Source organism: Polaromonas sp. P1_A2, from assembly GCF_056406895.1.
The window spans coordinates 885,373-910,588 of record NZ_JBFTZI010000002.1 but is presented as its reverse complement, the minus strand read 5'-3'; the positions used below and the strand labels follow the sequence as shown (position 1 = coordinate 910,588).

The following is a 25,216-nucleotide window of genomic DNA, read 5'->3' as shown; positions in this document are numbered from 1 at the left end:
CGTTCAGCGGGCTCGGCTCAGAGGATGTTGTAGCGAGGTGCCGGCACTCCAACCTGGGTGTTCGCGAACAGCTCGGAGCGGGCTGCCTCGTACTTTTCCCACAGGTTGGCATCAGCCACCGACGGCCAGGTGATCGTTTCGCCCTGGTCCAGCCCGGCGAGCGCCGCGTCGACCATGTGCTCGGTCGTCATCAAGGCATCCTTGTTGAGGGCCGCCAGAGGGACGCCCGACAGATCCCAGATCTCGGTGGCCGTCGACGCCGGAAGGACGAGCTGAACCTTCACCCCGGTTTCGGCAAGCTCTTGCTGCAGGCCCCTGCTGTACTGCAGGACGAAGGCCTTGGTACCGCTGTAGACAGCACTGATGGGCATCGAATGGATGGCCAGGACAGAAGCGATGTTGATGATCACGCCCTGGTTTCTGCCGATGAATGCGGGTACCACCGCCTGAGTCAGGCGTGTCAACGCTGTAATGTTGAGGGCAATCTGCGACAGCGCGTCGTCCGCGGACCTTTGGGCAAGCGGTCCCAGGCGGGCAATGCCGGCGTTGTTCACCAGGACGCGCAGATCCTTGTGGGTGGACAGAATCGTCTCGATCCGCGCCAAATCCTGGTCTTTGCTCAGATCGGCCACGACAGCTTCGGCTTCGATGCCGTGCGCCTTTGAGACTTGCGCGCAGAGGGCCTGCAGGCGCTCGGCGCGCCGGGCGACCAGAATAAGATCGTATCCACGTGCGGCGAGGCGATCCGCATAAACGGCGCCTATGCCGGAAGATGCCCCTGTGACAAGAGCGACTTTCCGGGAACTGGGAGTTGTCATTGAGAGTTTTCCAATAAAATTGAGGGCTCAACTAATAAGTTGAGGGCTCAAATATAAGACCGATTGCGCGCAAACCATCAATAGTGCAGTACTAAACCATTTTGTAAATATGGGAATTACCAAAGACCTTGTTGATACGGAATCCGGCCCGGATCAGCCTGCCGCAGATGAGCAGGACATCCTGGCCGGACGGGCCTGCGTGGTCACGCCACTGCGCCTGGCGGCTCGCAGGCTGGAGCAGCTGTATGACGAAGCGCTGGCGCCCTTGGACCTCAAAGCCACGCAGCTCGCGCTCATCGCAGGAATCCACATGCTCACGGGCGCCGATCAACAGGGACCGACGCTACAGGACCTGGCGGCCCGGCTCGCCATTCAGCTTTCGGCCCTCACCCATGCGCTAAGGCCTCTGGTGCGCGACGGAATTGTGGAGTTGCGTCAGGACGCCCATGACCGCCGGACCAAACACAGCGTTCTCACTTCGCTTGGCAAGACACGGCTTTCGGAAGGCATGGTGCACTGGGCAGCAACAAACGATCGCGTGGAGCTTGTTCTGGGTCCTGCCTCGGCTGCGAGCTTGAGGGCCCTGGCCGACCAGGTGGCTTCCGACGCGTTTTTGCTTGCCTTTAAGGCGGACGACCAAGCGCCGGCCCCGGCGGGTATCCCCAGTTCCGGGCAAGCTGAGAGGAGCGTCTGAGCACAGCGGACGGAGAGCCGCTGCTGAAGCATGTGCTTCAGCTCATCTCTTCCCGCTTATCCAGCCGGTGTCGACAGGCTACACGCTGCTGGCGGGTCTCACTGCAGTTCAACGCCGGCCTTTTTCACCAGCCTGGCGTACTTCACCATTTCGCTGCGAAAGAACTGCGCGGCCGCCTCGGGCGTGCCGGGATTGATGGTGTTGCCTTGTTTGGCCATGGCCTCCTTGACCTCGGGTGTGGCATACGCCGCAGCCACGGCGGCCTGTATGCGCCTGGCTTCGGCCATCGGCAGTTTGGCCGGGCCGACTACGGCAAACCAGCCCTCGATGTTGTAGTTGGGCAGGCCTTGCTCGGCAATCGTCGGGATATCCGGCGCGGCCGCCACACGCGCCGCGCTGCCCACGCCTATGGCGCGCAGGGCGCCGCTCTTGAGGTGGGCCTGCACCGCGGGCAGGGCCAGCACGCCGATCTCGACCTGGCCGCCTATCAAATCGGTCACCATGGGCCCCACGCCCTTGTAGGGGATGTGTTTGACCTTGACCTGGGCTTCGTCCATGAACATCTCGGCCGCCAGGTGCAATATGGTGCCGTTGCCCGATGAAGCGTAGTTGTAGGCCTCGGGTTTGGCCTTGAGCAGGGCCACCAGCTCCTTCACATTGGTTGCCGCCACCTTGGCCGGATTGACCACCAGCACAAACGGCGTGCTGCCCAGCACGCAGATCGGCGTGATGTCGTTGATGGGGTCGAAGGGCAGCGACTTGTAGACGCTGGGATAGACCACATGGTTGTTGGACACCACGCCCAGCGTCATGCCGTCGGGCGCCGCTTTCACGAGCGCCGAGGTGCCGACGATGCCGCCCGCGCCGGGCTGGTTTTCGATCACCACCGGGTGGCCCAGTGTCTTGCCCAGGGCCGCGGTGGCGGCGCGCACTATGGTGTCCACGCCCGAGCCCGCGCCCACCGGCAGGATAAAACGCACCGCGCGTTCCGTGGCCTGCGCCAGCACGCGGCGCGGTGCCCAGGCCAGGCCGCCGCCCAGCAGCAGGGCGCCCAGGCCTTGCAGTGTGTGGCGGCGGTGAATGTTGATGGGATTCTTTGTTGTGTTGCGCATGTCTTGTCTCCTTTTGTCGTGAATCGTGGGGGTGTCTAGCGCATCATGAGACCGCCGCTTCGCGGTGCAGCCGCTCGATCTCGCCTTCGCCGTAGCCCAGGCCGGCGAGCAGCTCGCGTGTGTGTTCGCCCAGCGTGGGCGGGTTCAGCCGGACCTTCAGCCGCTCGCCATCCATGGTCAGCGGCAGCAGCGTGGTCTTGGCGATCTGGCCGGCGCGCTCGCCGTCGGGCAGCTTGATGTCGGCCAGCCCGCCGGTGGCCAGCAGGTGTTCGTCGTCGTAGAGCTCCTCGGGTTTGCGTATGGGCGCAAAAGGCAGGCCGGCCGCCTCAAACAGCGCCACCAGCTCGCGGGCGCTGCGCAGCGCCAGGCGTTCGCGCAGCAGCGGCAGCAGGGTGGGGCGTTCGGTGACGCGCTGGTTGTTGCCGGCATAACGTGCGTCGGCCTTGAGGTCGGCAAAACCCAGCGCGTCGCAAAACGCGGCCCATTGCGCGTCGCTGACGGCCGCCAGGAAAATCTGCTCGCCGTCCTTCACGCTGAACACGTCGTACACCCCCCAGGCCGAGATGCGGTCCGGCATGGGCGCGGCCGGCTGGCCGGTGATGGCGTACTGCAGCATGTGCTGGCCGACCAGGAAGACGTTGTTCTCAAACAGGGCCGACTGCACCTCCATGCCCTTGCCGCTGATGCCGCGCTGTATCAGCGCGCCCAGCACACCGATGGCGCCGAACATGCCGCCCATGATGTCGTTGACGCTGCTGCCGGCGCGCAGCGGGTCGCCGGGCCGGCCCGTCATATAGGCCAGGCCCCCCATCATCTGCACCACTTCGTCCAGCGCCGTGCGGTGGTCGTAAGGGCCGGGCAGAAACCCCTTGTGGCTGGCGTAAATCAGGCGCGGGTTGGCGGCGCTCAGCGCGGCGTAGTCCAGGCCGTACTTGGCCATGGTGCCGGGCTTGAAGTTCTCGGCCACCACGTCGGCGCTGGCGCACAGCCGGCGCGCCACCTCGGCGCCGGCCGCATCGCGCAAGTCAATGCCTATGCTTTTTTTGTTGCGGTTGAACAGCGGGAAAAAGCCCGAGCCCGCGCCCAGCAGGTGGCGCGTGCGGTCGCCGTCTATGGGCTCGACCTTGATGACCTCGGCGCCCATGTCGGCCAGCAGCATGCCGCAGGTCGGGCCCATGACCATATGGGTGAACTCCACGACGCGCAGGCCGGCCAGCGGCTGGGGTGGGGTGGAAGCAGGGGTGTTTTGCATGCGGGTGTCGTGAAAGAAAAAAAGCAATGCCGGCAAAGCTTGCCAGCGAAGAGTTTAGGCGCTTGCGGCGGCGGGCCGCATGGTTTTGGGCAGGCCCGCTCGCCACAGCGTGCCGTGCAGGCTTTCGCCTTCGAGCCATCCGGCCACCTGGCCGCGCAAGGCCATGAGTTTGTCGAAGTCAATGCCGGTCTGTATACCCATGCTCGCGAACATATAGGCCAGGTCTTCGCTGGCCACATTGCCGCTGGCGCCGGGCGCGTGCGGGCAACCGCCTATGCCGGCCAGGCAGGCGTCAAAGCGCGTCATGCCGGTCTGCAGCGCGGCATAGACATTGGCCATGCCCATACCGCGCGTGTCATGGAAATGGCCGCAGGCCAGCTTGTCGCCCACCAGCACAAAAGCCGCCTCGAACAAGTCGTGCACCATGGCCGGGTCGGCATAACCTACGGTGTCGGCCAGGCTCACGCGGTCTGCGCCCGCGTCCAGCACGGCCTGCAAGAGACGCAGCACCTCGGCCGGTTCGACCCGGCCCTGCAGCGTGCAGCCAAAAGCCGTGCTCATGCCGACCTCCAGCACGATGCGCGAACCCGAGGCATCGCGCGCCGCGCGTATGCGGCCTATCTCTGCAACGACTTCGTCAGGCGTCTTGCGCAAATTGGCCAGGCTGTGGGCGTGGCTGGCCGACAGCGGCAGCAGCATCAGGTCGGCGCCCGATTCAATCGCGCGCTCCGCGCCCTTGAGATTGGGCACCAGCACCGAGGTCAGCAGGCCCGGCAGGGTCTTGGCATAGGCGACCAGCTCGGCCGTGTCGGCCAGCTGCGGCAGCAGGCGCGCCGGCACAAAAGAGCCGACCTCGATCTCGCGCTGGCCGGCCGCATAGGCCTGGCGCAGCCATTCGAGCTTGTGGGCGGTCGGCATCACGGCGGCAATGCTTTGCAGGCCGTCGCGCAGGCCGACCTCGCGGATGATGGCGTGGGCGGGCAGGGCGGGGGCGATGCTTGCGGGATGGGTGGCCAGGGTCACGGGGTGTGTCTCCGAAGTTCCGAGTCCCCAGTTTAGAATTTCCCAAACTGTTTGGTTTTTCAATTTTGGAAGCTATGCTGTTCCAATTTGGAATATCTGAAATCTCAAAAAGGCAAGCATGAGAGACCTGGACCTGACCACGCTGCGCCTGTTTGCCGCCGTCTGCGACGCGCGCAGCATTGCCCGCGCGGCCGAGCAGGCCAACATCGTCGGCTCGGCCGTCAGCAAGCGCCTGGCCCAGCTCGAAGACACCGTGGGCACGCCCTTGCTGCTGCGCCGGCGGCGCGGCGTCGAACCCACGCCGGCCGGCGAAAGCCTGCTGGAGCACGCACGCGCCATGCTGGCCAGCGCCGAGCAGATTGAGCGCGAAATGGGCGACTATGCGCTGGGCGTGCGCGGCCAGGTGCGCATCCTGGCCACGGCTTCGGTCATGGCCGAATCGCTGGCCGACGACGTCGCCGGCTTTTTGCAGGCGCCGGCCCACCACGACATCCGCATCAGCATGGAAGAGCGCGTCAGCCCCGAGGTGATACGCGGCATCAAGGAGGGTGTGGCCTCGGTCGGCATCTGCTGGGACGCGGCCGACCTGTCGGGCCTGCAGTCCCGCGGCTACCGACACGACCACCTGGCCATCGTGGCCCATGCCTCGCACCCGCTGGCTGTGCATGAGACCCTGAGTTTTGAGCAGACGCTGGGCTACGAACACGTGAGCCTGCCGGCGCAAAGCGCGGTGCAGGTGCTGCTGCAGCGCGCCGCCGCGCTCCAGGGCAAGGCCATCGTGCACCGCGTCATCGTCTCCAACTTCGAGGCCGCGCTGCGGGTGGTGCGCGCCAACCTGGCCATCAGCGTGGTGCCGCGCGAGGTGGCCGATCCCTATGCGCGCACCTTCGGCCTGCGCGTGATGCCGCTGACGGATGCCTGGGCCAGGCGCCGTTTTGCGATCTGCTTCAGGGACGAGGCCGGCCTGTCGGCCGCGGCCAGGCTGCTGGCCAAACACCTGGCGGACAGCTCCGGCGCCTGAGCCGCATGCTGCGGCCCGGCCCCCTAAAACCCCCCGCTGGGCGCGGTGAAAGCGGTCGCCCCGCTTTTGCGGTAAAATAAGCCTCCAACCCACGGCAGACAAGCGTCATCAGCTATAGAAAATATAGCGTGCCAGGCTGATCCAGGCTAGGCCCAATCGGGTCCGGCAGCCGCCGCAAGGCGGGCGTCCTGGCCAGCCACGGCGCTTGATTTTGGGGAAGGAAACCCCAGATTCACTGCATGAACGCCACCCAACCCCATCCCCACAAAACCGACCTCACGGTCACCCACGTGCTGGCCGAGTTGCTCGAGCGCCTGGAGCACAGCGCGGTGCCTGTGGGCGCCGAGCAATACCGCTCCGTGGTGCTGCACCTCGTCAGCGAACTGGGCGACGTGGAGCCGGGCGTGGCGCTGGGCGCGCTGCTGGACACCCATCCGGCCGCCGCCGAGCTGTATGAAAACGTGAACTACCAGTACGCGGGCCTGTGCCGGTCCGCGCTGGACGCCTCGCTCGCCGCCGAGCAGCAGGCCAAAGAGGCCATCGAAAAGGCCATGAAACCTTCAACCCCCCAAACCAAGGAAGATCCAAACCATGGCAAGAGCTGACGCCAAAACCGCTGTCCTCGCAGACGGCCTGCGCTACAAGTCCAAGGTCTCGGGCTCCCCGTTCGCCGCCACCACCTCCTTCGGTGCGGCCACCATGTCCTGCTTTATGTGCGGCAAACACCGCGCCCGTTCCCTGATGGGCACGCGCAAGGTGCTGGGCAAGTCCCAGGCCGTGTGCTCGCCCTCGTGCAAGGCGCTGGACGAAGCCCTCGAGAACGCGGCCAACCAGGGCTGATCCGCACAGACTGTTTCATCGCTTCCCGCGCCTTGGCTGCCCGGCGTCTTGATCACGTCACGGCCCAGGGCGCATACTGTGTCAACCAAGAGTTGAACAGTCGAAGAAAGGTGAACCATGCCCACGCCGGACCCCCAGCTTGAACCTGACGAGGCCATAGACCACATACGCGGCCGCTCGTCGGCCCCGGTCACGCTGCTCGAGTACGGCGACTTCGAGTGCCCCTCCTGCTTCCAGGCCTACGGCGCTTTAAAAGTCATGCTGCCGCACTTCGGCCCGCAGCTGCGTTTTGTCTACCGGCATTTCCCGCTGCGCGAGGTGCACCCCCATGCCGAACTCGCCGCCGAAGCGGCCGAGGCCGCCGGCGCCCAGGGCAAGTTCTGGCCCATGCACGAGCTGCTCTTCACCCACCAGCAGCACCTCAAGGACAAACACCTGCTCGAGTACGCCGCCCAGGCCGGCCTGGACATGGCGCGCTACCAGAATGAAATGAACGACCATGTCTACCTGCAGCGCGTGCAGGAGCACATGCAAAGCGGCCGCCACCTGGGCGTGCGCTCAACCCCCACGTTTTACGTCAACGGCGTGGTCTGCGACGTGTCTTTCGGCCTGCAGCATTTGCATGAGGCCATCGACAAGGCGCTGGCGCAATCGGGCCAGGCGTAGAACCGCTTCTTAGCCGTCCACCGGCTGCAGGGGCGTCACCAGCGTCTTCTGCAAAAACGCCAGGTCCAGCCAGCGGCCGAACTTGAAGGCCGCCTGTTTGATCGTGCCGCAATGCTCAAAGCCCAGGCGCTTGTGCAGCTCCATGCTCGCGCTGTTCTCCAGGTCGACCGCGCCCACCAGCACATGCATGCCTTGCGCCTCGGCCTTGGCGATGACGGCCTCCAGCAGCTTGCGCCCCAGCCCCTGGCCGCGGCAGCTTTTTTCCACATAGACCGAATGCTCGACCGTGTACTTGTAGGCCGGGAAGGCGCGAAAAGTGCCATAGCTCGCAAAACCCAGCAGCTTGCCCGTGTCGTCTTCCAGCCCCATCACCGGAAAGCCGTTGCTGCGCTTGGCGGCAAACCAGCTGACCATGCTTTCGGGCGTGCGCGGCTTGTAGTCGTACAGCGCGGTTGAATTGGCGATGGCCTCGTTGAAGATGGCCAGGATCTGGCCGGCATGGCGTTCTTCGGTGCACAGCACGGGATGCATGGGGGCTCCTTTCGGAAGGGAAATCAAGATTTGTCTACTATAAGAGATTATTTGTCCCTTATGATGGACAAATCTTTTTTCCACTGAAAGCAAGCCATGACGATTGACGCCCTGATCGCCTCCCGGCTGCTGGCCCTGCGCCAGGCCAAGGGCCTGAGCCTGGCCGAGCTGGCCGAACTGTCCGGTGTCAGCAAGGCCATGATCTCCAAGGTCGAGCGTGTCGAAAGCAGCCCCACCGCCATGATCCTGGGCCGGCTCGCGGCCGGCCTGGGCGTGCCGCTGGCGCAACTGCTCACCGAAGAGGACAAGGACGCCGGCCGCCGCCTGCGCAAAAGGGCGGACCAGGAAGTCTGGCGCGACCCCGAAGCCGGTTATCTGCGCCGCCAGGTGGCCGAGCGCGGCAGCGAAGGCGGCGCCGAGATGGTCGAGGTCGAACTGCCGCGCGCCACACGCGTCGCCTACCCAAGGTGGACAGGCCAGCCCTACCGCCAGCGCCTCTGGCTGGTCGAGGGCGGCCTGCGCATTGAATACGGCGACGAGGCCTTTGAACTCGCACCCGGCGACTGCCTGGACTTTGGCGTGGACCGCCCGCTGGTGTTTAAAACCCTGGGGCGAGGGGGTTGCCGTTATTTGCTGGTCATCAGCCCGGGTTGATGCTCAAGCAGTAGCCGAGCCCGGCAGCGGCACCGCTTGCGCCGCATTGCGCGCGCGTATGCGCCTGACCTGCAGCGCCGCGCCAATCAGGTAAAGCAGCAGCAACACACCCGTGGCCACCTTGAGCTCAGGTGCATCGGCATTCGGCAGCAGCGGCGCGCCCAGCGGCAGGCGCGTGGAGGTCTCGGTGATCGCCGGGATCATATGGAACACAAAGGTGATCGAATAACTGAGCGTTTCCACATAAGGCGAGGCGCGGCCCAGCACCTTGGTGTTGCCCGCGACCCAGGCAATGCCCAGCACCAGCAGAGTGATGATGCCCAGCGCATGCGGCTTGCCGAAACCGCCATGCTGGAAGATGCCAAAAGCCGTGAGGCAGGTCAGCACCGTAGTCCAGATATAGACCCGGCCCAGGGTGGACGCGGCAATGATTTCCTTGTCGCGAAAAAAGGCAATCAGCGCCGCCGCGACGGCCACCAGGCTGATGGCGGTGTGGATCACACCGAGGTAAGTCAAACCATAGATCATCGGAAACTCCTTGAATCTTTGAAGGGACGATGGGGGGCTTGCACGTTGGCGCGTAGGTCAAGCAAACGCCATGCCGCGCAAATTGTGGCCCGCCGCACCGCTTTTGCCCATGGTTTTGCAGGCCCATGCGGCCGCGGCCCGATAATCGGTAGCATCCCGTGGCCGCAACAGGCCGCTCACTGACACCAAAGTACTCATGAAGAAAACATTCCAGCTCAAAGTCGAAGGCAAAAACCGCGAGCGCCTGCTCGAAGCCGCCAAACACGACATCCGCAAATATTTCAAACGCGAACGCGCCAAGGCCTTGCCCAAGGGCGTGGATTTCTGGGACTTCGATTGCAAGTCAGGCTATAGCGATGTTTCGGCGGTTGTTGTCTCCGAGGCAAACCTCATCAAGTCGATTGACGAAATCGTGAAAGACGGCGGCGAGCAGTTTTATGTCGAGGTGCTGGCCAAGCCTGGTATCAAGGTGGCGCGGGTGAGGAATGAGGGTGAGGATGATTTGATGGATGGCGAGTAAATAAGCGCATCCAGAGTCGATTCTCGAAAGCGGAAAACATGCTGACCCGATTCGTGTTTTTGCTATTGGGCCTGTTTTTCGCGTCTGTAGTTGCGGCATCAGACAAGCATGATTTGATGATGCGAGCCATAGAGCGCAATGACGTAGCGCAGGTCAAAGCGCTGATTGCCGGCAAGATTGATCCCAACCTGCGCAAGGACAGCCGGGCATCGCCCACATTCATGACCTTCGCCGCTTTTCACGGCCGGACGGAAATACTTCAGCTTCTGCTTGGCGCGGGAGCCGATGTGAACAGCCCGGACGGGGACATGCAAACACCGCTTATGCAGGCAAGCAGCCACGGCCACATCCGTGCGGTGCAACTGCTCATCAAGTCGGGTGCAAGCCTCAAGGAGGTTTCGAAGTGGGGCGACACCGCTTTGGCCCAGGCGCGCGAAGCAGGTCACACCAAAATCGCCAAGCTGTTGATCGATGCGGGAGCAACCCCTTGACCCTGGGCTGCATCGCCTGGGGTGCTGGATGTCCGAGGTGAGAAACTACGGCTCATGGACAGAGATACCGAAGCCCCTTCAGGCCCTTTTCCCGACACCTTCAAGCAGGGCGACATATTCTGGATAGAGCCCGATCCCTCACGCGGCTCCATCCCGGGCTCCCGGCATCCCCATGTCATCGTGCAGGACGACGTCTTTAACCGCTCCCGCATCAGCACCGTGGTTGTGTGCGCGCTGACCTCCAACCTGAACCGCGCGACCGAGCCGGGCAATGTCTTGCTGGAGCCTGGCGAAGGGAGCCTGCAGAAGCAAAGCGTGGTGGTCGTGTCCCAGGTCTCTTCGGTTTACAAGACGCGCCTCGGTGAACACATAGGGAGCTTGTCGGCTGAACGGGTTCAGCAGATACTGGCGGGCATGCGATTTTTGCAGGCGTCGTTTCTCCAGCGATAGTCCGGAGCATCACGCCGGGTCGTTTCCGCCGCCTGTGCCCATTCCTCGCCAATTAAAGGCCAACACCATGCCAGCGCCCACTCCCTCCACCCTCACATGGCTTGTGCTTGTTCCGCTGATCACATGGCGTGTCTATGCTCGCTTTCGCCGCATGGTGGGGCGCCAGCGCCTGTCGAGGATTCGTCCCTGGATCACGCTGGTGATCTTTCCCGTCTTCATAGTCTTGCTTGGCTTTGCCGCGCGCGAGCACCTGGACCGGCTCTGCTGGCTGGCCGGCGGCCTGGGCCTGGGCGCCTGGCTGGGCGTCTTCGGGCTGGGCAAGACACGCTTCGAGCCGACACCCCAAGGCCTGTACTACACACCCAATGCGCACCTGGGCATCGCGCTCTCACTGCTGTTTGTCGCGCGCATTGTTTATCGCCTGGTCGAGGTCTACCTCATCGCACCGGGGATGCCCAACGGCCTCGGTGACTTCGCGCGCAGCCCGCTCACACTGGCCGTCTTTGGCCTGCTGGCGGGCTACTACATCAGCTATGCCATCGGCCTTGTGCGCTGGCGCTTTCGTGTCTTGCGGGCCAAGAGGGAGCGTGAAGCGCAGAGTGATGCTTAATCTAGTCTGGAGAAGTGGCAGCGCAACTCAAGTGAAGAGTTTCACCTGGGCTCAATGCCCACGTTCGCAGGCGGAATGAAGGCGCACAGGTAAATGGCGCCTGGTGGCTCAGCCAACTCCTCGCTGATGATTCTGGCGCCATAGCCCACCGCCGTGCCGGCGACACTCAGCCTGCCAACGAGGTTCACGTAATACGATTTTCCGGCAGCGACGGAAAGGGCCGTATCCGCGTTGAGAATGAGGCCGTCGAGTCCCAGGGAGAGCGTGCCGTTCCAGTTGGTCTTCACGGTGTAGTTACCGGGCTTCAGTTTGACGACTGTGTAGCTGTTGGTGGGCAGTTCGCCAACGACCACGTCGTTGATTTTGACGTCGGGCTTTCTGAGGTACGGTGGCGTATCCAGGCGATAGACGTAAACCGTCGCTGCCTCAGCTGAAGGCGATGCCGGCGCAAAAAACGGGCCTTTCGGGCCGGTGGCACAACCCTGCAAAAGCAGGAGAGCGCCCAAAGCTGACAAGGCCGCAAGTCGCCAGGCACGCACCCGGTGCAGAAGGTTGGATGGCGCTACGGAAAGGTGTGAGATGCTCATAGGACTTGAACTATAGCTGGCGCCGAGTACAGGTCTTGCTCATCGGCGATGGATTGCGCAGCCATATTCATTCCTCTTCCCAGGTTCGCGCCAAGACGGCCGTGAGGACGAGCTTTTCCAGGGGCGTGAGGTCGCCGCCTTTGTAACGCCAGCTTTAAAGGCGCCGGGCAAGTCTTGGCCTTTGCAGGCTCTATTTGCAAGCTGCCCGAATCGAAACCGATTCAACCTTGACCGCGGCTGTAGGCGCCAACGGAGTGGTTGTTTGTGGATAGGTGGTGATGAGCAGCCGTTCACCTTCGAGGCGATATTCGTAGTCGCGGCTTCCTCCCACAAGATCGGGGCGGGAGCTGTGAGAGATCATGGTGGCGGTATAGGTGCCCGGCTTGGTGATGCGGTAGCTGTAATCAATCTGGGCTTCACTGCCGGACACGGGGCAACGCATGAGGATGCGGTCTGAAACGACCTTGAAAGAGCAATTGCCAGCCTGGGTTCTGCTGCTTCCCTCCTTGAGGTAGATGACAACGCTTTCGCCTTGCCAGCAGCCCTGGATATCCGGGTCCGCCGCGAACGCGGATGGGTTTGCCAGTAGCGCAAGAGCCATGCTGCAGGGCGCCAGCGCTATCCTAGTGATCTGCACGATGTTCATCAGCTGTCCTTTGCCGCCGCAGCCCGCAACTTATCCTTCTTGCTAGGCCGCTTCCCCTTGATCCCACCGGTCCCCGCAGGATCCGCCGGGTTCACCGCCGCCACTTCCACCCGCTCAAAACCCACGACCTGCTCGCGCGGCACTTTGAGGCCCAGGCGCTTTTCAATCAGCTTGAAATGCGCCTCGGTATCCACACTCACAAAACTCACGGCCACACCCGATTCACCGGCCCGGCCGGTGCGGCCTATGCGGTGGGTGTAGTCGGTGACCGAGCGTGGCAGGTCGTAGTTGACGACGACCGGTAGCTGGGCAATGTCTATGCCGCGCGCGGCGACGTCGGTGGCGACCACGACTTGCACGGCCTTGATCTTGAAGTCCTGCAGCACCTGGGTGCGTTTGCCCTGGCTTAGCTCGCCGTGGAAGGGTTCGGCCTGGATGTCGACCTTGCGCAGTTTGTCGGCGACGATTTCGGCCGCGTGTTTGGTCGCGACAAAGACCAGCACACGCTCCCACTTTTCGGTCTGCACCAGGTGGCGCAGCAGCTGGGTGCGGCGGGGGGCGTCGACTTCAATCGCGCGCTGGGCAATGTCGGGCACGGCTTGTACAACAGGCGCGACTTCCACACGCAAGGGGTTGCGCAGCAGGCTGGCGGCCAGGGCTTCAATCGCGGGTGGGAAGGTCGCGGAGAAAAACAGCGTCTGGCGCTTGGCCGGCAGCAGGGCCAGGATGCGATGGAGTTCCTCGCCAAAGCCCAGGTCCAGCAGGCGGTCGGCTTCGTCCAGCACCAGGCTGGTGGTACCGGCCAGGGTCAGGGCGTTGTGGTCGATCAAGTCCAGCAGGCGGCCCGGTGTGGCGACCACGATGTCGGCACCGCCGCGCAGATTCATCATCTGCGGGTTGATGGAGACGCCGCCAAATACCACCGCGACTTTCACGCGCTGGGGCAAATATTTGGCAAAGCTCACGATGGCCTCGCCGACCTGCGCGGCCAGCTCGCGTGTGGGCACCAGGATGAGCGCGCGCACGGGCCGGTGGCCGCTGGGCGCGGCACTGGTCGCCAGGCGCTGCAGCAGCGGCAGCGCAAAGGCCGCGGTCTTGCCCGAACCGGTCTGCGCCGAGGCCACCAGGTCGCGGCCTTCCCGGATCGCCGGGATGGCGGCCTGCTGTATGGGCGTGGGGGCGGTATAGCCTTTTTCGTCGAGGGCGCGCAGCAGCAGGGGCAGCAGCGCGGGCGAAAAGCCCAGTGAGGAAAATGGCATGGGGTGGTGTGGAGGAGGGTGGGAGGACGCGGTGTTGGCCGCGTGGAGCGAGCCCGGTTAGGCCGCCTGAAGCCTCAAGTTTAAGGCCGCGTGCTTTTAGCCCCGGCCGGCGCCAGAAACAGCAGCGCGCAGGCCGATGCGCCCAGCGCGCACAGCACACAGCCCAGCACCACCCAGCGAAAGGCCGCGACCAGCACTTCGGGCGGGGCCGACTGCACCGGGCCCTGGAGCACGATGGCAAACACCACGCCCAGCAGCGCCACGGCCAGCAGGCCGGCCACACGCGCCACGGCGTTGTTGATGCCCGAGGCGATGCCGGCATGGGCGGCGGGCACGGCGTTCATGACCGTGGTGGTCAGCGGCGCGACGGCAATCGTCATGCCCAGGCCCAGCACCACCATGGCCGGGAAAAAGCCGGCCCAGTAAGGCCAGCCCACGCCGGGCAGGGCCAGCAGCGCAAAACCCGCGGCCGCCACGGCCGGCCCGGCCATCAGCATGGCGCGCGCGCCAAAACGCTCGGTGAGTCTGGCGGTGGCCGGCGACAGAAAGCCCAGCAGCAGCGAGAAGGGCAGCAAGGTCGCGCCCGCGGCAGTGGCGGAATAGTGGAAGGCGCCTATCAGCACAAAGGGCAAAAAGAACAGCGCGCCGCTGAGCGCGAAGTACAGCAGCAGCGTGAGCAAATTCGTGCCCACAAAATCCCGCGACTTGAACGGGCCCAGCGGCATCATGGGCGCGCGCGTGCGGGCCTGCACAAAGACGAAGGCCAGCAGCAGCGCCGCGCCCAGCGCGATCGGGCCCAGCACTTCGGCCGCCTGCCAGCCGCGCTCGGGCGCCAGGGTCAGGCCGTAGGTCAGGCCGCCCAGGCCGGTGGCCACCAGCAGCACGCCGGGCCAGTCCAGCTGCTTTGGCGCGTCGGGGTCGCGGCTGTCGGGCACGGCGTACAGGGCCAGCCACACGGTGGCGACTGCCATGGGCACATTCAAAAAGAAGATGGCGCGCCACGATACGGCATCGACCAGCCAGCCGCCCAGCACCGGCCCGGCCGCGCCGGTGATCGCCGCCCAGGCAGCCCAGGTGCCTATGGCCTTGCCGCGCGCCTCGCCTTCGAACACATTGCCTATGATGGCCAGGCTGGCCGGCACCAGCAGCGCCGCGCCCACGCCCTGCAGGGCGCGCGCCGCGATCAGCGCCAGCGGCCCGGGCGCGATGCCGCAGGCGATGGAGGCGGCGGTAAACAGCGCGATGCCCATGATAAAAATCTTGCGCCGGCCAAAGCGGTCGCCCAGCGAGCCGCCCACCAGCACCAGCGAGCCCAGCAAGAGCAAATAGGCATTGATGACCCATTGCATCTCGGCCAGCCCGGAGGCCGAGCCGCCGGCCAGGTCGCGCTGTATGGCGGGCAGGGCGATGTTGACGACCGAGCCGTCGATAAAGGCCATGGAAGAACCCAGCACCGTGGCGGCCAGCGCCAGCTTGGGGTGCGGCGTCACGCCGCAGTCGCCGGCCTGGGCGCGGATGATGCCTTCGTCACAAGGGGCGTGCGGGTTGCCGGGCATGGAGTCTCCTGCAATGGACGGGTGAAAGGGAAGTAGCTTGTTTGACAAATTGTCCAATAATGGATAATATTTCCAGATGTTGAATGAAGCCCAAACGCCCGGCCCCAAGCGCCATCCTGCCAGCTTTGGCCAGACTGCGCCAAACGCCATTCCACCGGCCGAGGCACAACTGCTGTTGCTGGACAAACACGCGGTAGAGGCCATGCTGCTGCCTGCCGATGTGCTGGAGGCCACACGCGAGGCCTTTGTGCTGCACAGCCAGGGAGAGGGCCGCGTGTTCTCGCTGGTGCGTGAAAGGCTGGCCACCGGCGGTGTGTTCGGCATCAAGTCGGGCGACGTGGGCGCGCAGTCGCTGCTGGGCTTCAAGGCAGCAGGTTTTTGGCCCGGCAACCCCGCGCGAGGCGCAGACGCCCACCAGGCCACCATCATGTTGTTTGACCCCGCCACCGGCCGGCCTACCTGCCTGATAGACGGCAACGCCGTCACCACCGAGCGCACCGGCGCCGCCGGCGGCCTGGGCCTGCAGCTGGCGCGGCCGGACAGCCGCACGGTCTGCGTCTTTGGCACCGGCGTGCAGGCGCAGGCGCAGCTGCGCTTTGCCATTCGCCAACTGCCCGGGCTGCGCCAGGTGTTTTACGCGACGGCCGACGGCGCACCCAAGCCGGCGTTTGAGGCGAAGTTTGCCGGGCAGTGCGCCATCGCGCATGCGGCCGATGTGAATGCCGCCGTGGCCCAAAGCGATGTGCTGATCACGGCCACCACCGGCAAGGGCCCGCTGTTCGCACTGGCCGCTGTGCAGCCCGGCACCCACATCAATGCCGTGGGCAGCGACACCAAGGGAAAACGCGAGCTGCCCGAAGGCCTGCTGGCCAGGGCACGCGTGTTTGTGGACGATGCCGCCCAGTCGCGCGGCATAGGCGAGCTGCAATGGGCGCCCGACACCGCCTGCACCGAAATCGGCGATGTGCTGTCGGGCAAGGCCGTATTTACACGCGGCGCCAGCGATATCACCGTGTTTGACATGACCGGCATCGCCTTGCAAGACCTCACGGTTGCGCGCATGCTGGAGCAGCGCGCGCGCCTTGCCGGCAAGGGCCAGCGCATCAGCTGGCCCTGGTAATTTGATTGATTCCCACATAGCCCCCGGAGACTCCCTTGACCGCCACCACCCAGTCCCACCCCCTGGCCGCCCTGGACACACCCGCCGCCGTGATTGACCTGGCGCGCATGCAGCGCAACATTGAACGCATGCAGCAGCGCATGAACGCGCTGGGCGTGCGTTTCAGGCCGCATGTCAAGACCAGCAAATGCACGCCGGTGGCGCGCGCCCAGGCCAGGGCCGGGGCCGAAGGCATCACGGTGTCCACGCTCAAGGAGGCCGCGCAGTTTTACGCCGACGGTTTTAACGACATCCTTTATGCCGTCGGCATGGTGCCGGCCAAGCTGCCGCAGGCGCTGGCGCTGCGGCGCCAGGGCTGCGACCTCAAAATCATCACTGACAGCGTGGCCTCGGCCGCGGCGATTGCCGCCTTCGGCCGAGAGCACGGCGAAAAATTCGAGGTCTGGATAGAAATCGACAGCGACGGCCACCGTTCCGGCATCAAGCCCGGCGAGGCCGCCTTGCTGGACGTGGCGCGTACGCTGCACCAGGGCGGCATGGTGTTGGGCGGCGTGATGACGCATGCGGGCTCCAGCTACGACCTCAACACGCCCGAGGCGCTGGCTGCCATGGCCGAGCAGGAACGCGCCGCCTGCGTGCGGGCCGCCGAACGTGTGCGCGAGGCGGGATTTCCGTGCGCGGTGGTCAGCGTGGGCTCCACGCCCACGGCCTTGTCGGCGGCGCAGCTCGACGGCGTGACGGAGGTGCGCGCCGGGGTCTATGTGTTCTTTGACCTGGTGATGCACAACATCGGCGTCTGCACCACCGACGACATCGCACTCAGCGTGCTGACCACGGTGATAGGCCACCAGGTGGACAAAGGCTGGGCGATTGTGGACGCCGGCTGGATGGCCATGAGCCGCGACCGCGGCACCCAAAAACAGGCACACGACTTCGGCTACGGCCAGGTCTGTGATGCCGAGGGCGAGGTGCTGGCCGGTTATGTGCTCAGCGGCGCCAACCAGGAGCACGGCATACTCTCGCGCGAAGGCGCGCCCGATACCGATATCGCGAAGCGTTTCCCGGTCGGCACGCAGCTGCGCATTTTGCCCAACCACGCTTGCGCCACCGGCGCGCAGCATCCTGAGTACCATGCGCTGGCCGAGAACGGCGAAGTGGCGAGCTGGCGCCGTTTGTACGGCTGGTAACGGCTGAGCCGCTCAAAAACCCTCCTGGCGTTGTTGCAGCCGCCTTGCCGTGCTGGAGCACTGTCTGCGGCGGCGCGCCTAGCCAGGACCGCTTCGCTGGGTTTTGTGAACGGCTCAGCGGCACATGTTGTCGCCGCTGGTTTCGAAATGAAATAGCCGAGGCCAGCAACCGGACCTGGCCGCGCAAAAGTTTGTAGCAGTCGCCATGCCGGCCGTTAATCCGGCATCATGTCGGCATGGCGCTGTGCAAGCGCTGCCTGTTTCCATCCTCACGCGCACCGGAGTTTTTGATGGCTGACGACCCAACCCCCACACCCCCGCCGCTGGCCGAGAGCCGGCGCCACCAGATGTTCCCGGTGCTGAGCCCGGCGGAGATCGCGCGCATACGCCGCTTTGGCAGCGTGCTGCATTTCAAAAGAGGCGACAGGCTGTTTGCCGCCGGCGAGCCCGGCCCCGGCATGTTTGTGGTGCTCAAGGGCTCGGTCACCATCACCCAGCGCGACGGCCTGGGCCATGTGGTGCCCATCGTCACGCAGGGGCCGGGCCAGTTCCTGGCCGAGGTGGGCCAGCTGTCGGGCGCGCCGGCGCTGGTGGACGGCCATGCCGAGGACGAGGTGGACACCTTGCTGGTGCCGCCCAGCCAGCTGCGTGCCCTCATCATTGCCGAGGCCGACCTGGGCGAGCGTGTGGTGCGCGCGTTGATTTTGCGGCGCGTCGCGCTGATCGAAGCCGGCGCCAGCGGACCGGTGCTGATAGGCCGGCCGCAGTCGGCCGCCGTGGTGCGGCTGCAAAGCTTTTTGAACCGCAACGGTGAACCCCACCATGTGGTCGACATTGCCGAAGACGCCGATGCCGCCGCGCTGATGGTGGAGTATGGCGCCGCCGCCGGCGACGTGCTGGCGGTCTGCCCCGACGGCTCGGTGCTGGTGAACCCCGGCGAGAACCAGCTGGCCCGCTGCATGGGCATGGTGGATACCGCCGAGCGCAGCGAGCTGTTCGACGTGATCGTGGTGGGCGGCGGGCCCGCCGGCCTGGCGACGGCCGTGTATGCGGCCTCCGAAGGCCTGCAGGTCATCGTGCTGGACTGCCGCGCCTATGGCGGCCAGGCCGGCGCGAGCGCGCGCATCGAGAACTACCTGGGTTTCCCGACCGGCATCTCGGGCCAGGCGCTGGCCGGCCGCGCTTATGTGCAGGCGCAGAAATTCGGCGTGGAGATGCTGATCCCCGCGCAGGCCCAGTCGCTGGACTGCGCGGCCAAGGCCATCAAGGGCGAGCTGCATGTGAAGCTGACCGACGGCCGCGTGCTGCGCGCCAAGACCGTGGTGGTGGCCAGCGGCGCGCGCTACCGCCGCCCCGAGGTGCCGCGCCTGGCCGAGTTTGAGGGCCGCGGCGTCTGGTACTGGGCCTCGGCGCTGGAAGCCAAAATGTGCAGCCAGACCGAGGTGGTGCTGGTGGGCGGCGGCAATTCGGCGGGGCAGGCCGCGGTGTTTTTGTCGCAGCACGCGGCCAAGGTCAACATGCTGGTGCGTGGCCCCAGCCTGGCGGCCAGCATGTCGCGCTACCTGATAGACCGTATAGATGCCACGCCGAATATCGAGCTGCTGCCGCAGACCGAGGTGGTCAAGCTGCACGGCGACGGCAACGCGGGCCTGAATGCCGTGACCTGGCGCAACCGCCAGCGCGGCACCGAACACGACGCCGAGGTGCGCAATGTCTTCCTGTTTGTAGGCGCGGACCCGGAAACCGCCTGGCTGGACAGCTGCGGCGTGGCCCTGGACGCGCACGGCTTTGTGCGCACCGGCGAAAGCGTGACCTGCAAACATTCCGACTACAAACCCGCGCCGCTGGAAACCAACATCCCGGGCCTGTTCGCCGTGGGCGACGTGCGCAGCGGATCCGTCAAGCGTGTGGGCGGCGCGATCGGCGAGGGCGCGGCGGCGGTCGCGATGATCCACCAGCACCTGGCGGCCATGGAACGCGCCGCGGCAACGGCCTGAGGAGATTCCTGATGCGTATCAAACCCTGCGACCATGTTCCCGCCGAGAATCATTCACCGAATGCCAGAGGCTGCGAAGAGTGCCTGGCCATGGGCGGCACCTGGGTGCACCTGAGGCTGTGCGTGCACTGCGGCCATATCGGCTGCTGCGACGACTCCATCAACCAGCATGCGAGCAAACACCATGAGGCCACGGGCCATGCGGTGATCCAGTCCTTTGAACCGGGCGAAAGCTGGATGTGGTGTTATGAGCACCAGCTGCAGGTGGGCTAGGGAGGGTTAGGGCGCGGCAGGCGGCGGCGCGGCCTTCGCCGCCTTCGTGAACTCCGTGGTGGCCACCATCACCGGGCTGGATCGCGGGCTGCGCTGCCAGTGTTCGTCGGCGGCTTTTTGCACCGCGTCCTTGTCGTAGTGGCCCTTCGAAAGATCGGCCCAGACATGGACATAGGTTGTGCACCAGGCATCCCTGGCCTCATTGACCTTTTGTTCGGAGAATTCCGGATTGGGTTCCGGGGCGGGAATGGAGTCTGGGGCCATGCTGTCCATCCTAGCGGCCGGGGGCGGACCCGTCCACCCCGGCCGTCTTCTGGATATTCAGCGCTTGAGCAGCCCGGAATACATATCCAGAACCGCCCCGAAGTTCTTGCAGGCAACGCCTTTTCTGGCGATGTTGTCCTGTGCAAGTTTTCTCTGGTTCTCAATCGCCGCGGCAAGAACATCTTCCTGTTCGGACCTGGACAGCCCTCTTTTGGCGCCCTCGGCGCGTATCGCATCGGTTGACTGGCGGTATAGGGGCAGGGTTTGCTGCTGCCAGCTGTTGAAAGCGGGCCGGACGGCAACTTGCTGCCTCTCGCAGTGCTCGGCACTGAGCTTTGCATGCTCAAAGTACAGAAGGTTTTCTCCCGCATCCTTGAGCGACATGGCGAAGGCCGCCTGAAAGCTTGCGAAAAAAAGCGCGAGGACCATCAGCGACTTTTTCATGCGGGGTCTCCTTGGGGATTCGGCGGATGCAAAAAGGCTTTAGCGGGAAACGTAGGTGCTGTCGCCATGCGGCGCAGCCATGAACGCGGGCAACTGCTCAGCCCGCGCGGAAAACTCGCGCAAGGCCGGGAAGTCCGCCGCGTTCACCACCTCGGGCAGCATGGCCCGCGTGAAATGCCAGCTGATGCCTGCGGTCACGCCGTCCTGGCCCATGGTGTCGCTGCTCACGGCCAGGGGTTTGCGCTGCAGCTCGGCCTCAAGTTCGCCGTAGGCCGCCAGCAGCTGGCTGGTCACGCGCGACACCCAGGGCTGGTGCAGTTTCTCGGCGGGGCGCAGCATGCGTTCGTAAATGATCTGCACGCTTTTTTCGCAGGCGGCCAGGGCCAGGCCAATCACGCGCAGGGCCTGCTGGCGCTCGGCCAGCGTGGAAGGCATCAAGCTCCTGCCGGCCGGCGCCTGCGCCGCCAGCGCTTCGGCATAGTCAATGATGAGTGTGGAATCCATCAACACCGTGCCGTCGTCGCAGACCAGCGAGGGTGCCTTGACGACCGGATTGATGGCGCGGAATTTTTCGAAGGTGCTGAACACCGAGACCGACTGGTGCTCAAAGCGCAGGCCCAGAAGCTGCAGGGAAATGGCTACGCGGCGGACGTAGGGGGAGTCGAGCATTCCTATGAGCTGCATGGGAGTTCCTGTTCAGGGTTGGCCGGTCACGAATGCGAAGGGAATCAAGAAGACCTGACGTTTATACCGCGCAAGCGGCACACGTACAGGCCTTGTGCGGAAACCGGATGGGGCACCGTGTCAGCCGTCGCTATGCACCGTGAAGGTCCGGGCCAGTTCGCTTAACTTTTCAAGCTGCCAGGCGAACTCCCCTTCAAAAGCCGATGGGTCGGTGACCGCGTAACCGCCGTAACCATAGACGGCAGCGTAAGCCGCGTAGCCCGCTGCGTCCAGGGCCTGGCCGGCAAGGGCATTGGCCACGGCGTAGGTGGCGGAGACGGCTGCGTGGGCCGAGCCATCAATGGAGTTGGATCCCCTGTGGCTGTTGGCCACCCTGGCAATTTCCTGTGCCGCCTTCGCCAGGGCGGGCCGGTCTGATGTGCCTTCCACAAAAGACCGAAGCACCGCCAGGCAGCGAATGGCCTCCGGGCTTTCGAGCAGGTGTTCCGTGCGTTGTGCGCAGGCCAGGCCAAAGGCAAGGCGAAGCGGCTCGCACTGCGGCTCGTTCATGTGGATCGCGGTTGCCAGACGTGAGAGTTCCTCGTTCATGACGCATCTCCTGGGGATGAAGCCATCGTAGCGCTGAAATCCGGTTGGCGCCGGGAAGCTGCCGGCATGAATCGTTCACCTGGTTTGCCCTTCGGTTACTTCGAGTTACTTTGGGATATCGCGATTGACAGTCAACAGCGCCGTACCGCACATTACGGACTGGCATCACAACAGCAAGAACCATCTGGGAGGCTTATGACAATCACAAAACAACTTGTGCTGCTGGGCATGGCTGCAGGCTTGGGCCTCACACTGGCCGGCTGCGGAAAAAAAGACGAGGCTCCCCGGCCGGCGGCAGCCGCGGTGCCGGCGGCGGTCGCGGTACCTGCCGCAACGCCTTCGGCGCCTGCGTCTGCCCCTGCCGCACCCGCTGCGATGGCGCCAGCCGCATCCACCGATCCCGACAGCCCGACACCTTTGCCTGCCAAAGAAATCAAAGGCGTGGGCATCAAGCAGAAGCTGAGCTACTACTACGCGCTCAACGGCGGCCCCGGCGCCATCAAGATCACCGCCACGGCCAAGAACTCGCCCAGCGGCGCGACCCAGGCGCTGGCCTTTGGGCTGTATGACCTCAAAGCCAACAAACTGTGTTCCGAATCACACGGCAATACCAATGCCGACAAGACCATCACGCTCAATTGCCAGGTCGAAAAAGCCCAGCCGCTGATCCTGCGCCTGGACCTCAGCGAAGAGACGATTGATTACGCGCTGGCGCTGGAAGGCCCTGTCGAGCTGCCGGTGCCGCAGGCGGCCGGTGCGGCCCCGGTGATTGCGGGCGCGGGCTCCACCGACATCGACGAGCCGACCCGGCTCAAGGGCAACCGCATCAAGGGTGAGGGCATCAAAAAGGCCGTGTCGTATTACTACGCCTTCAATGCCGGGCCGGGCGAGCTGGTCGTGACGGGCGACGGCAAAAACATCTCGGCCGCCACGAGCAATGCGCTGGCGGTGAGCTTGTACACCTTGCGCTCCGAACGGCTGTGCGAGCTTTCCCTGGGCAACACCACGCTGGACAAGCGCGGCGTGATGAGCTGCAAGGTCGACAAACGCCAGCCGGTGATCCTGCGGCTGGACCTGTCGGCGGAAACGGTGGATTTCCGCGCCAGGTTCGAAGGCCCCTACGACTTCGACGCATTCACGCCGCCCAAGGCGGTCACCATTGCGCTCGATTCGGCCGTGCTCTTCGATACCGGCAAGGCGGTGCTCAAGCCCGAAGCGCGGCAGACGCTGCATGAAGCGGCCGACCGGGTGAAGAAGTTCGCGGATGCGGCGGTGATGGTCTCGGGCCATACCGACAATGTCGGCAATGAGGCCGCCAACCAGGCGCTTTCAGACAAGCGGGCCGCCGCGGTGAAGGACTATTTTGTGTCGCAGGAAGGCGTGCCCGCGGCGGGCCTTGCGGTGAAGGGTTATGGCAAGTCGCAGCCCGTGGCCGACAACACCACCGAGGAGGGCCGGGCCCGCAACCGGCGCGTGGATGTGGTGATCACGCCCAAAGGCAAATAAGCAGACCGCCAGGCAAGCGGCGGCTCGGTTCACGGCGATTTGCCGGGGGCATTTTGCGGCAGCGCGGGGCCGGCGCGCATGGGCAACAGCAGCAGTACCAGATACTTTTGCCTTCGCACCAGCTCCAGCAAAACCAGGGGCAGCATCACCCCTGCGGCAAAGCTTGCCGCGCCTACGGACACCTCGTTGCGGCTGACGTGGGACAGCAGCAGAAAAACCCGTCCCTGCACGACGTAATGGAACAGCAGGATAAACAGGCTTGCCGACCCGATATAAGCCAGCGGGCGCCGCAGTAGCGCATGGCGCTGCAACAGCGCGGAAACACTCAGCACAAGATAGATGCCCAGCCCCGCCTGCAAGGTGGCGATGAGCGGATGGCCGTACACCCGCAGGTTCAGGTCCATGGTTTCGCCGGAACAGCTGTGCAGCGCGGCGAAGGCGAGGGCAGCGGCCGCAAACCCCGGGAGGCTGAAACGCAGGGCCGCCACGGGCTTGCCGAGCAGATGGCCGAAGAGCATGAAGGGTGTGCTGACCAGGAGCAGGTCCAGGCTCCAGGGAAGGCCGGGCAAACGCTCCAGGCCCATGAAGCGCAGCGCCTCCCCGGTGCCGGTTTGCCAGAACCCGTCTATGCAGCCCACGCCGGCCGCCAGCAGGGCAGAGGCGAGCAGCCACAGCGCGGTGTTGCGCCTGGGAAGATTCCGGGTGGCGCGCAGCAAAGCCGTGGCCAGGACCGAGGCGACAAACAGATGCGGCAAGAACCACAGCGGTGTCCAGGCAATGGTGGGCGCGGTGCCATAGAGGACGCCGGTGAAATACGCGAGCGGCGTGGTGCCGGCCACCGGTACAGCCTGCGGGGCCAGCATCTCGCCGATGCCCAGCAGCAGCAACACGGCGAAGTAGGGCTTGAGCAGCGTGTCGGCGCGCGACAGTAGCGATTTCCCGAGGTCGCCGCTGTCCTTCAGGAACAGGCCCGACAGGAAAAAAAAGAGCGGCAGGTGAAAGGAATAAATCACCCGGAAGAGCTCGCCTCTTTCCTGCAGGACTGTCCAGTTATGCCCCAGCACCACAAGGAGGATGCCTATGCCCCTGGCGATGTCGATGGCGGGGTTGCGGCGGTTCATGGTGGGGGAAATCATCGATGCCTGCGGTGTGCCGGCGGCGGGCGCGGGGCCCTGGTGATGGGGGGGACGCACCCATGGTAGCAAGGCTTTGTAAGCGCCTTGAAACAGCGCTTAACAGGGTGTTGAACAGTCGCTGAACAGGCCTTGAACGGACCTTGAACGGGCTCGGTGTCCATGGGCACCGAATGCCGGATTGCGACTATCCCACTTCAAATTTCCAGCCACGGACAATTCGCCGCAATGGCGGCCGGGAAATCGAATATGGTCCGGCAATCAGCGACCGCCGGGGGCTACTCCACCCCCGATTCCGACACCCGCCAGCCCTTCGTAGGAGACCACCATGGCATTCGTGATTCAACCCGTTGCCCGGGATGTTTTTGACTCATTCTGGACACCCGACCTCAAGCGCAAGATACGCAAGTTCGTCCACTCCGCGGACGCCGCTTCCCAGGAACTCCAGCATCAGACCTGGGCCGTCGACGAAGGCGTCAAGGCCTGCCTGCTGCCGGTTTCGCTGGCCGGCAGGACGGATGCCGCCTGGTGTTACGCCTTTGTGATGGACGGCGAGTTTGCCGTGGTGCGGCATGAAAGCTACTGCGTCTATTCCTTCGTGGGCATCTCTCCGGGCCTGGCCGACAAGCTCGACGGCGTGAAACGCCTGATCGCGGAGGCGCTTCGTGTGGGCGGGGAGTTCCTGGACGGAAAGTCCGGCAACGACGGGCTGTTCGCCGTGCCGGATGCGCAGTTCATACGCCACTGAAGCGGCGCCGGTGCC

The 25,216-nt window shown here is 64.8% G+C and carries 31 protein-coding genes; 16 read left to right on the top strand and 15 right to left on the bottom strand.

The window, feature by feature from the left end; all coding sequences use genetic code 11:
- Positions 1-17 precede the first annotated feature (17 nt).
- Positions 18-818, bottom strand: coding sequence for an SDR family NAD(P)-dependent oxidoreductase (locus tag AC1D09_RS11305; RefSeq protein ID WP_477663785.1), 801 nt, complete (start codon positions 816-818; stop codon positions 18-20).
- 109 nt (positions 819-927) lie between these two features.
- On the opposite strand from AC1D09_RS11305, the gene AC1D09_RS11300 reads away from it, so the two are divergent.
- Complete coding sequence (locus tag AC1D09_RS11300; RefSeq protein ID WP_477663786.1) at positions 928-1,512, top strand: MarR family winged helix-turn-helix transcriptional regulator; 585 nt, start codon at positions 928-930, stop codon at positions 1,510-1,512.
- Positions 1,513-1,610: 98 nt separating this feature from the next.
- Here AC1D09_RS11300 and AC1D09_RS11295 read toward each other — a convergent pair whose 3' ends face one another.
- From AC1D09_RS11295 to AC1D09_RS11285, 3 genes are read right to left on the bottom strand one after another with little or no spacing between them, the layout of a single operon-like run.
- Positions 1,611-2,624, bottom strand: coding sequence for a tripartite tricarboxylate transporter substrate binding protein (locus tag AC1D09_RS11295; RefSeq protein WP_477663787.1), 1,014 nt, complete (start codon positions 2,622-2,624; stop codon positions 1,611-1,613).
- A gap of 43 nt (positions 2,625-2,667) precedes the next feature.
- A complete protein-coding gene (locus tag AC1D09_RS11290) occupies positions 2,668-3,876 on the bottom strand; it encodes a CaiB/BaiF CoA transferase family protein (protein ID WP_477701053.1) in 1,209 nt (402 codons plus the stop codon).
- 54 nt (positions 3,877-3,930) lie between these two features.
- The gene (locus AC1D09_RS11285) at positions 3,931-4,893 is read right to left on the bottom strand and encodes a hydroxymethylglutaryl-CoA lyase (RefSeq protein WP_477701068.1); all 963 of its coding nucleotides are present in this window, start codon (positions 4,891-4,893) and stop codon (positions 3,931-3,933) included.
- 124 nt (positions 4,894-5,017) lie between these two features.
- On the opposite strand from AC1D09_RS11285, the gene AC1D09_RS11280 reads away from it, so the two are divergent.
- The 4 genes from AC1D09_RS11280 (at position 5,018) to AC1D09_RS11265 (ending at position 7,426) form a co-directional block, all read left to right on the top strand.
- Positions 5,018-5,920, top strand: a complete 903-nt coding sequence (locus AC1D09_RS11280; RefSeq protein ID WP_477663789.1) for a LysR family transcriptional regulator — start codon at positions 5,018-5,020, stop codon at positions 5,918-5,920.
- 239 nt (positions 5,921-6,159) lie between these two features.
- The gene (locus AC1D09_RS11275; RefSeq protein ID WP_074574578.1) at positions 6,160-6,525 is read left to right on the top strand and encodes a hypothetical protein; all 366 of its coding nucleotides are present in this window, start codon (positions 6,160-6,162) and stop codon (positions 6,523-6,525) included.
- Entirely contained in the window at positions 6,512-6,760 is a 249-nt protein-coding gene (locus AC1D09_RS11270) for a hypothetical protein (protein WP_074574576.1), read from the top strand. Before AC1D09_RS11275 ends, AC1D09_RS11270 begins: the two co-directional genes overlap by 14 nt.
- A 117-nt stretch (positions 6,761-6,877) precedes the next feature.
- Positions 6,878-7,426 (top strand): DsbA family protein, encoded by a 549-nt coding sequence (locus AC1D09_RS11265; RefSeq protein WP_074574574.1) that lies wholly within the window; start codon positions 6,878-6,880, stop codon positions 7,424-7,426.
- A gap of 9 nt (positions 7,427-7,435) precedes the next feature.
- On the opposite strand, the gene AC1D09_RS11260 is transcribed toward AC1D09_RS11265, so the two are convergent.
- Positions 7,436-7,957 (bottom strand): N-acetyltransferase family protein, encoded by a 522-nt coding sequence (locus AC1D09_RS11260; RefSeq protein ID WP_477663790.1) that lies wholly within the window; start codon positions 7,955-7,957, stop codon positions 7,436-7,438.
- Positions 7,958-8,053: 96 nt separating this feature from the next.
- Between AC1D09_RS11260 and AC1D09_RS11255 the strand changes: the two genes are divergently transcribed.
- Positions 8,054-8,611 carry a helix-turn-helix domain-containing protein gene (locus tag AC1D09_RS11255; RefSeq protein ID WP_477663791.1) on the top strand — a complete coding sequence of 186 codons (558 nt, stop codon included), beginning with the start codon at positions 8,054-8,056 and terminating at the stop codon, positions 8,609-8,611.
- Positions 8,612-8,614: 3 nt separating this feature from the next.
- Here AC1D09_RS11255 and AC1D09_RS11250 read toward each other — a convergent pair whose 3' ends face one another.
- Positions 8,615-9,139, bottom strand: coding sequence for a hypothetical protein (locus AC1D09_RS11250; protein WP_477663792.1), 525 nt, complete (start codon positions 9,137-9,139; stop codon positions 8,615-8,617).
- Between the two features lie 196 nt (positions 9,140-9,335).
- Here AC1D09_RS11250 and AC1D09_RS11245 point away from each other — a divergent pair, with 196 nt between their 5' ends.
- The 4 genes from AC1D09_RS11245 (at position 9,336) to AC1D09_RS11230 (ending at position 11,210) form a co-directional block, all read left to right on the top strand.
- Positions 9,336-9,659, top strand: coding sequence for a DUF6172 family protein (locus AC1D09_RS11245; protein WP_477663793.1), 324 nt, complete (start codon positions 9,336-9,338; stop codon positions 9,657-9,659).
- 38 nt (positions 9,660-9,697) lie between these two features.
- A complete protein-coding gene (locus tag AC1D09_RS11240; RefSeq protein ID WP_477663794.1) occupies positions 9,698-10,150 on the top strand; it encodes an ankyrin repeat domain-containing protein in 453 nt (150 codons plus the stop codon).
- A gap of 54 nt (positions 10,151-10,204) precedes the next feature.
- A complete protein-coding gene (locus AC1D09_RS11235; RefSeq protein ID WP_477663795.1) occupies positions 10,205-10,600 on the top strand; it encodes a type II toxin-antitoxin system PemK/MazF family toxin in 396 nt (131 codons plus the stop codon).
- A gap of 67 nt (positions 10,601-10,667) precedes the next feature.
- Positions 10,668-11,210: a CcdC protein domain-containing protein gene (locus AC1D09_RS11230; protein ID WP_477663796.1), complete on the top strand. Its 543-nt coding sequence runs from the start codon at positions 10,668-10,670 to the stop codon at positions 11,208-11,210.
- A 41-nt stretch (positions 11,211-11,251) separates the two neighbouring features.
- Here AC1D09_RS11230 and AC1D09_RS11225 read toward each other — a convergent pair whose 3' ends face one another.
- The 4 genes from AC1D09_RS11225 to AC1D09_RS11210 all read right to left on the bottom strand — a co-directional run bounded on the left by AC1D09_RS11225 (position 11,252) and on the right by AC1D09_RS11210 (position 15,258).
- Positions 11,252-11,797, bottom strand: a complete 546-nt coding sequence (locus tag AC1D09_RS11225; RefSeq protein WP_477663797.1) for a DUF2846 domain-containing protein — start codon at positions 11,795-11,797, stop codon at positions 11,252-11,254.
- A 190-nt stretch (positions 11,798-11,987) separates the two neighbouring features.
- The gene (locus tag AC1D09_RS11220; protein WP_477663798.1) at positions 11,988-12,443 is read right to left on the bottom strand and encodes a hypothetical protein; all 456 of its coding nucleotides are present in this window, start codon (positions 12,441-12,443) and stop codon (positions 11,988-11,990) included.
- Positions 12,443-13,702: a DEAD/DEAH box helicase gene (locus tag AC1D09_RS11215; protein ID WP_477663799.1), complete on the bottom strand. Its 1,260-nt coding sequence runs from the start codon at positions 13,700-13,702 to the stop codon at positions 12,443-12,445. The genes AC1D09_RS11220 and AC1D09_RS11215 overlap by 1 nt, the downstream gene beginning before the upstream one ends.
- A gap of 80 nt (positions 13,703-13,782) precedes the next feature.
- Positions 13,783-15,258 (bottom strand): MFS transporter, encoded by a 1,476-nt coding sequence (locus AC1D09_RS11210; RefSeq protein ID WP_477701052.1) that lies wholly within the window; start codon positions 15,256-15,258, stop codon positions 13,783-13,785.
- 76 nt (positions 15,259-15,334) lie between these two features.
- Here AC1D09_RS11210 and AC1D09_RS11205 point away from each other — a divergent pair, with 76 nt between their 5' ends.
- The 4 genes from AC1D09_RS11205 (at position 15,335) to AC1D09_RS11190 (ending at position 19,834) form a co-directional block, all read left to right on the top strand.
- Positions 15,335-16,378 carry an ornithine cyclodeaminase family protein gene (locus AC1D09_RS11205; RefSeq protein WP_477701051.1) on the top strand — a complete coding sequence of 348 codons (1,044 nt, stop codon included), beginning with the start codon at positions 15,335-15,337 and terminating at the stop codon, positions 16,376-16,378.
- 35 nt (positions 16,379-16,413) lie between these two features.
- A complete protein-coding gene (locus tag AC1D09_RS11200; protein ID WP_477663802.1) occupies positions 16,414-17,565 on the top strand; it encodes a DSD1 family PLP-dependent enzyme in 1,152 nt (383 codons plus the stop codon).
- Between the two features lie 290 nt (positions 17,566-17,855).
- Positions 17,856-19,562, top strand: coding sequence for an FAD-dependent oxidoreductase (locus AC1D09_RS11195; protein WP_477663803.1), 1,707 nt, complete (start codon positions 17,856-17,858; stop codon positions 19,560-19,562).
- 11 nt (positions 19,563-19,573) lie between these two features.
- Complete coding sequence (locus AC1D09_RS11190) at positions 19,574-19,834, top strand: UBP-type zinc finger domain-containing protein (RefSeq protein WP_477663804.1); 261 nt, start codon at positions 19,574-19,576, stop codon at positions 19,832-19,834.
- Positions 19,835-19,840: 6 nt separating this feature from the next.
- Here the strand turns inward: AC1D09_RS11190 and AC1D09_RS11185 are convergent, their stop codons facing one another.
- From AC1D09_RS11185 to AC1D09_RS11170, 4 genes are all read right to left on the bottom strand, one after another.
- Complete coding sequence (locus tag AC1D09_RS11185; RefSeq protein WP_477663805.1) at positions 19,841-20,098, bottom strand: hypothetical protein; 258 nt, start codon at positions 20,096-20,098, stop codon at positions 19,841-19,843.
- Positions 20,099-20,155: 57 nt separating this feature from the next.
- Entirely contained in the window at positions 20,156-20,542 is a 387-nt protein-coding gene (locus AC1D09_RS11180; protein WP_477663806.1) for a hypothetical protein, read from the bottom strand.
- 39 nt (positions 20,543-20,581) lie between these two features.
- On the bottom strand, positions 20,582-21,226 hold the full coding sequence (locus AC1D09_RS11175) for a glutathione S-transferase (RefSeq protein ID WP_477663807.1): 645 nt from the start codon (positions 21,224-21,226) through the stop codon (positions 20,582-20,584).
- Between the two features lie 120 nt (positions 21,227-21,346).
- Positions 21,347-21,814, bottom strand: coding sequence for a hypothetical protein (locus AC1D09_RS11170; RefSeq protein WP_477663808.1), 468 nt, complete (start codon positions 21,812-21,814; stop codon positions 21,347-21,349).
- 417 nt (positions 21,815-22,231) lie between these two features.
- On the opposite strand from AC1D09_RS11170, the gene AC1D09_RS11165 reads away from it, so the two are divergent.
- Entirely contained in the window at positions 22,232-23,320 is a 1,089-nt protein-coding gene (locus AC1D09_RS11165) for an OmpA family protein (protein WP_477663809.1), read from the top strand.
- 29 nt (positions 23,321-23,349) lie between these two features.
- Here the strand turns inward: AC1D09_RS11165 and AC1D09_RS11160 are convergent, their stop codons facing one another.
- A complete protein-coding gene (locus tag AC1D09_RS11160; protein ID WP_477701050.1) occupies positions 23,350-24,441 on the bottom strand; it encodes an acyltransferase family protein in 1,092 nt (363 codons plus the stop codon).
- 340 nt (positions 24,442-24,781) lie between these two features.
- Here AC1D09_RS11160 and AC1D09_RS11155 point away from each other — a divergent pair, with 340 nt between their 5' ends.
- Positions 24,782-25,201 carry a hypothetical protein gene (locus tag AC1D09_RS11155; protein WP_477663811.1) on the top strand — a complete coding sequence of 140 codons (420 nt, stop codon included), beginning with the start codon at positions 24,782-24,784 and terminating at the stop codon, positions 25,199-25,201.
- Positions 25,202-25,216 lie beyond the last annotated feature (15 nt).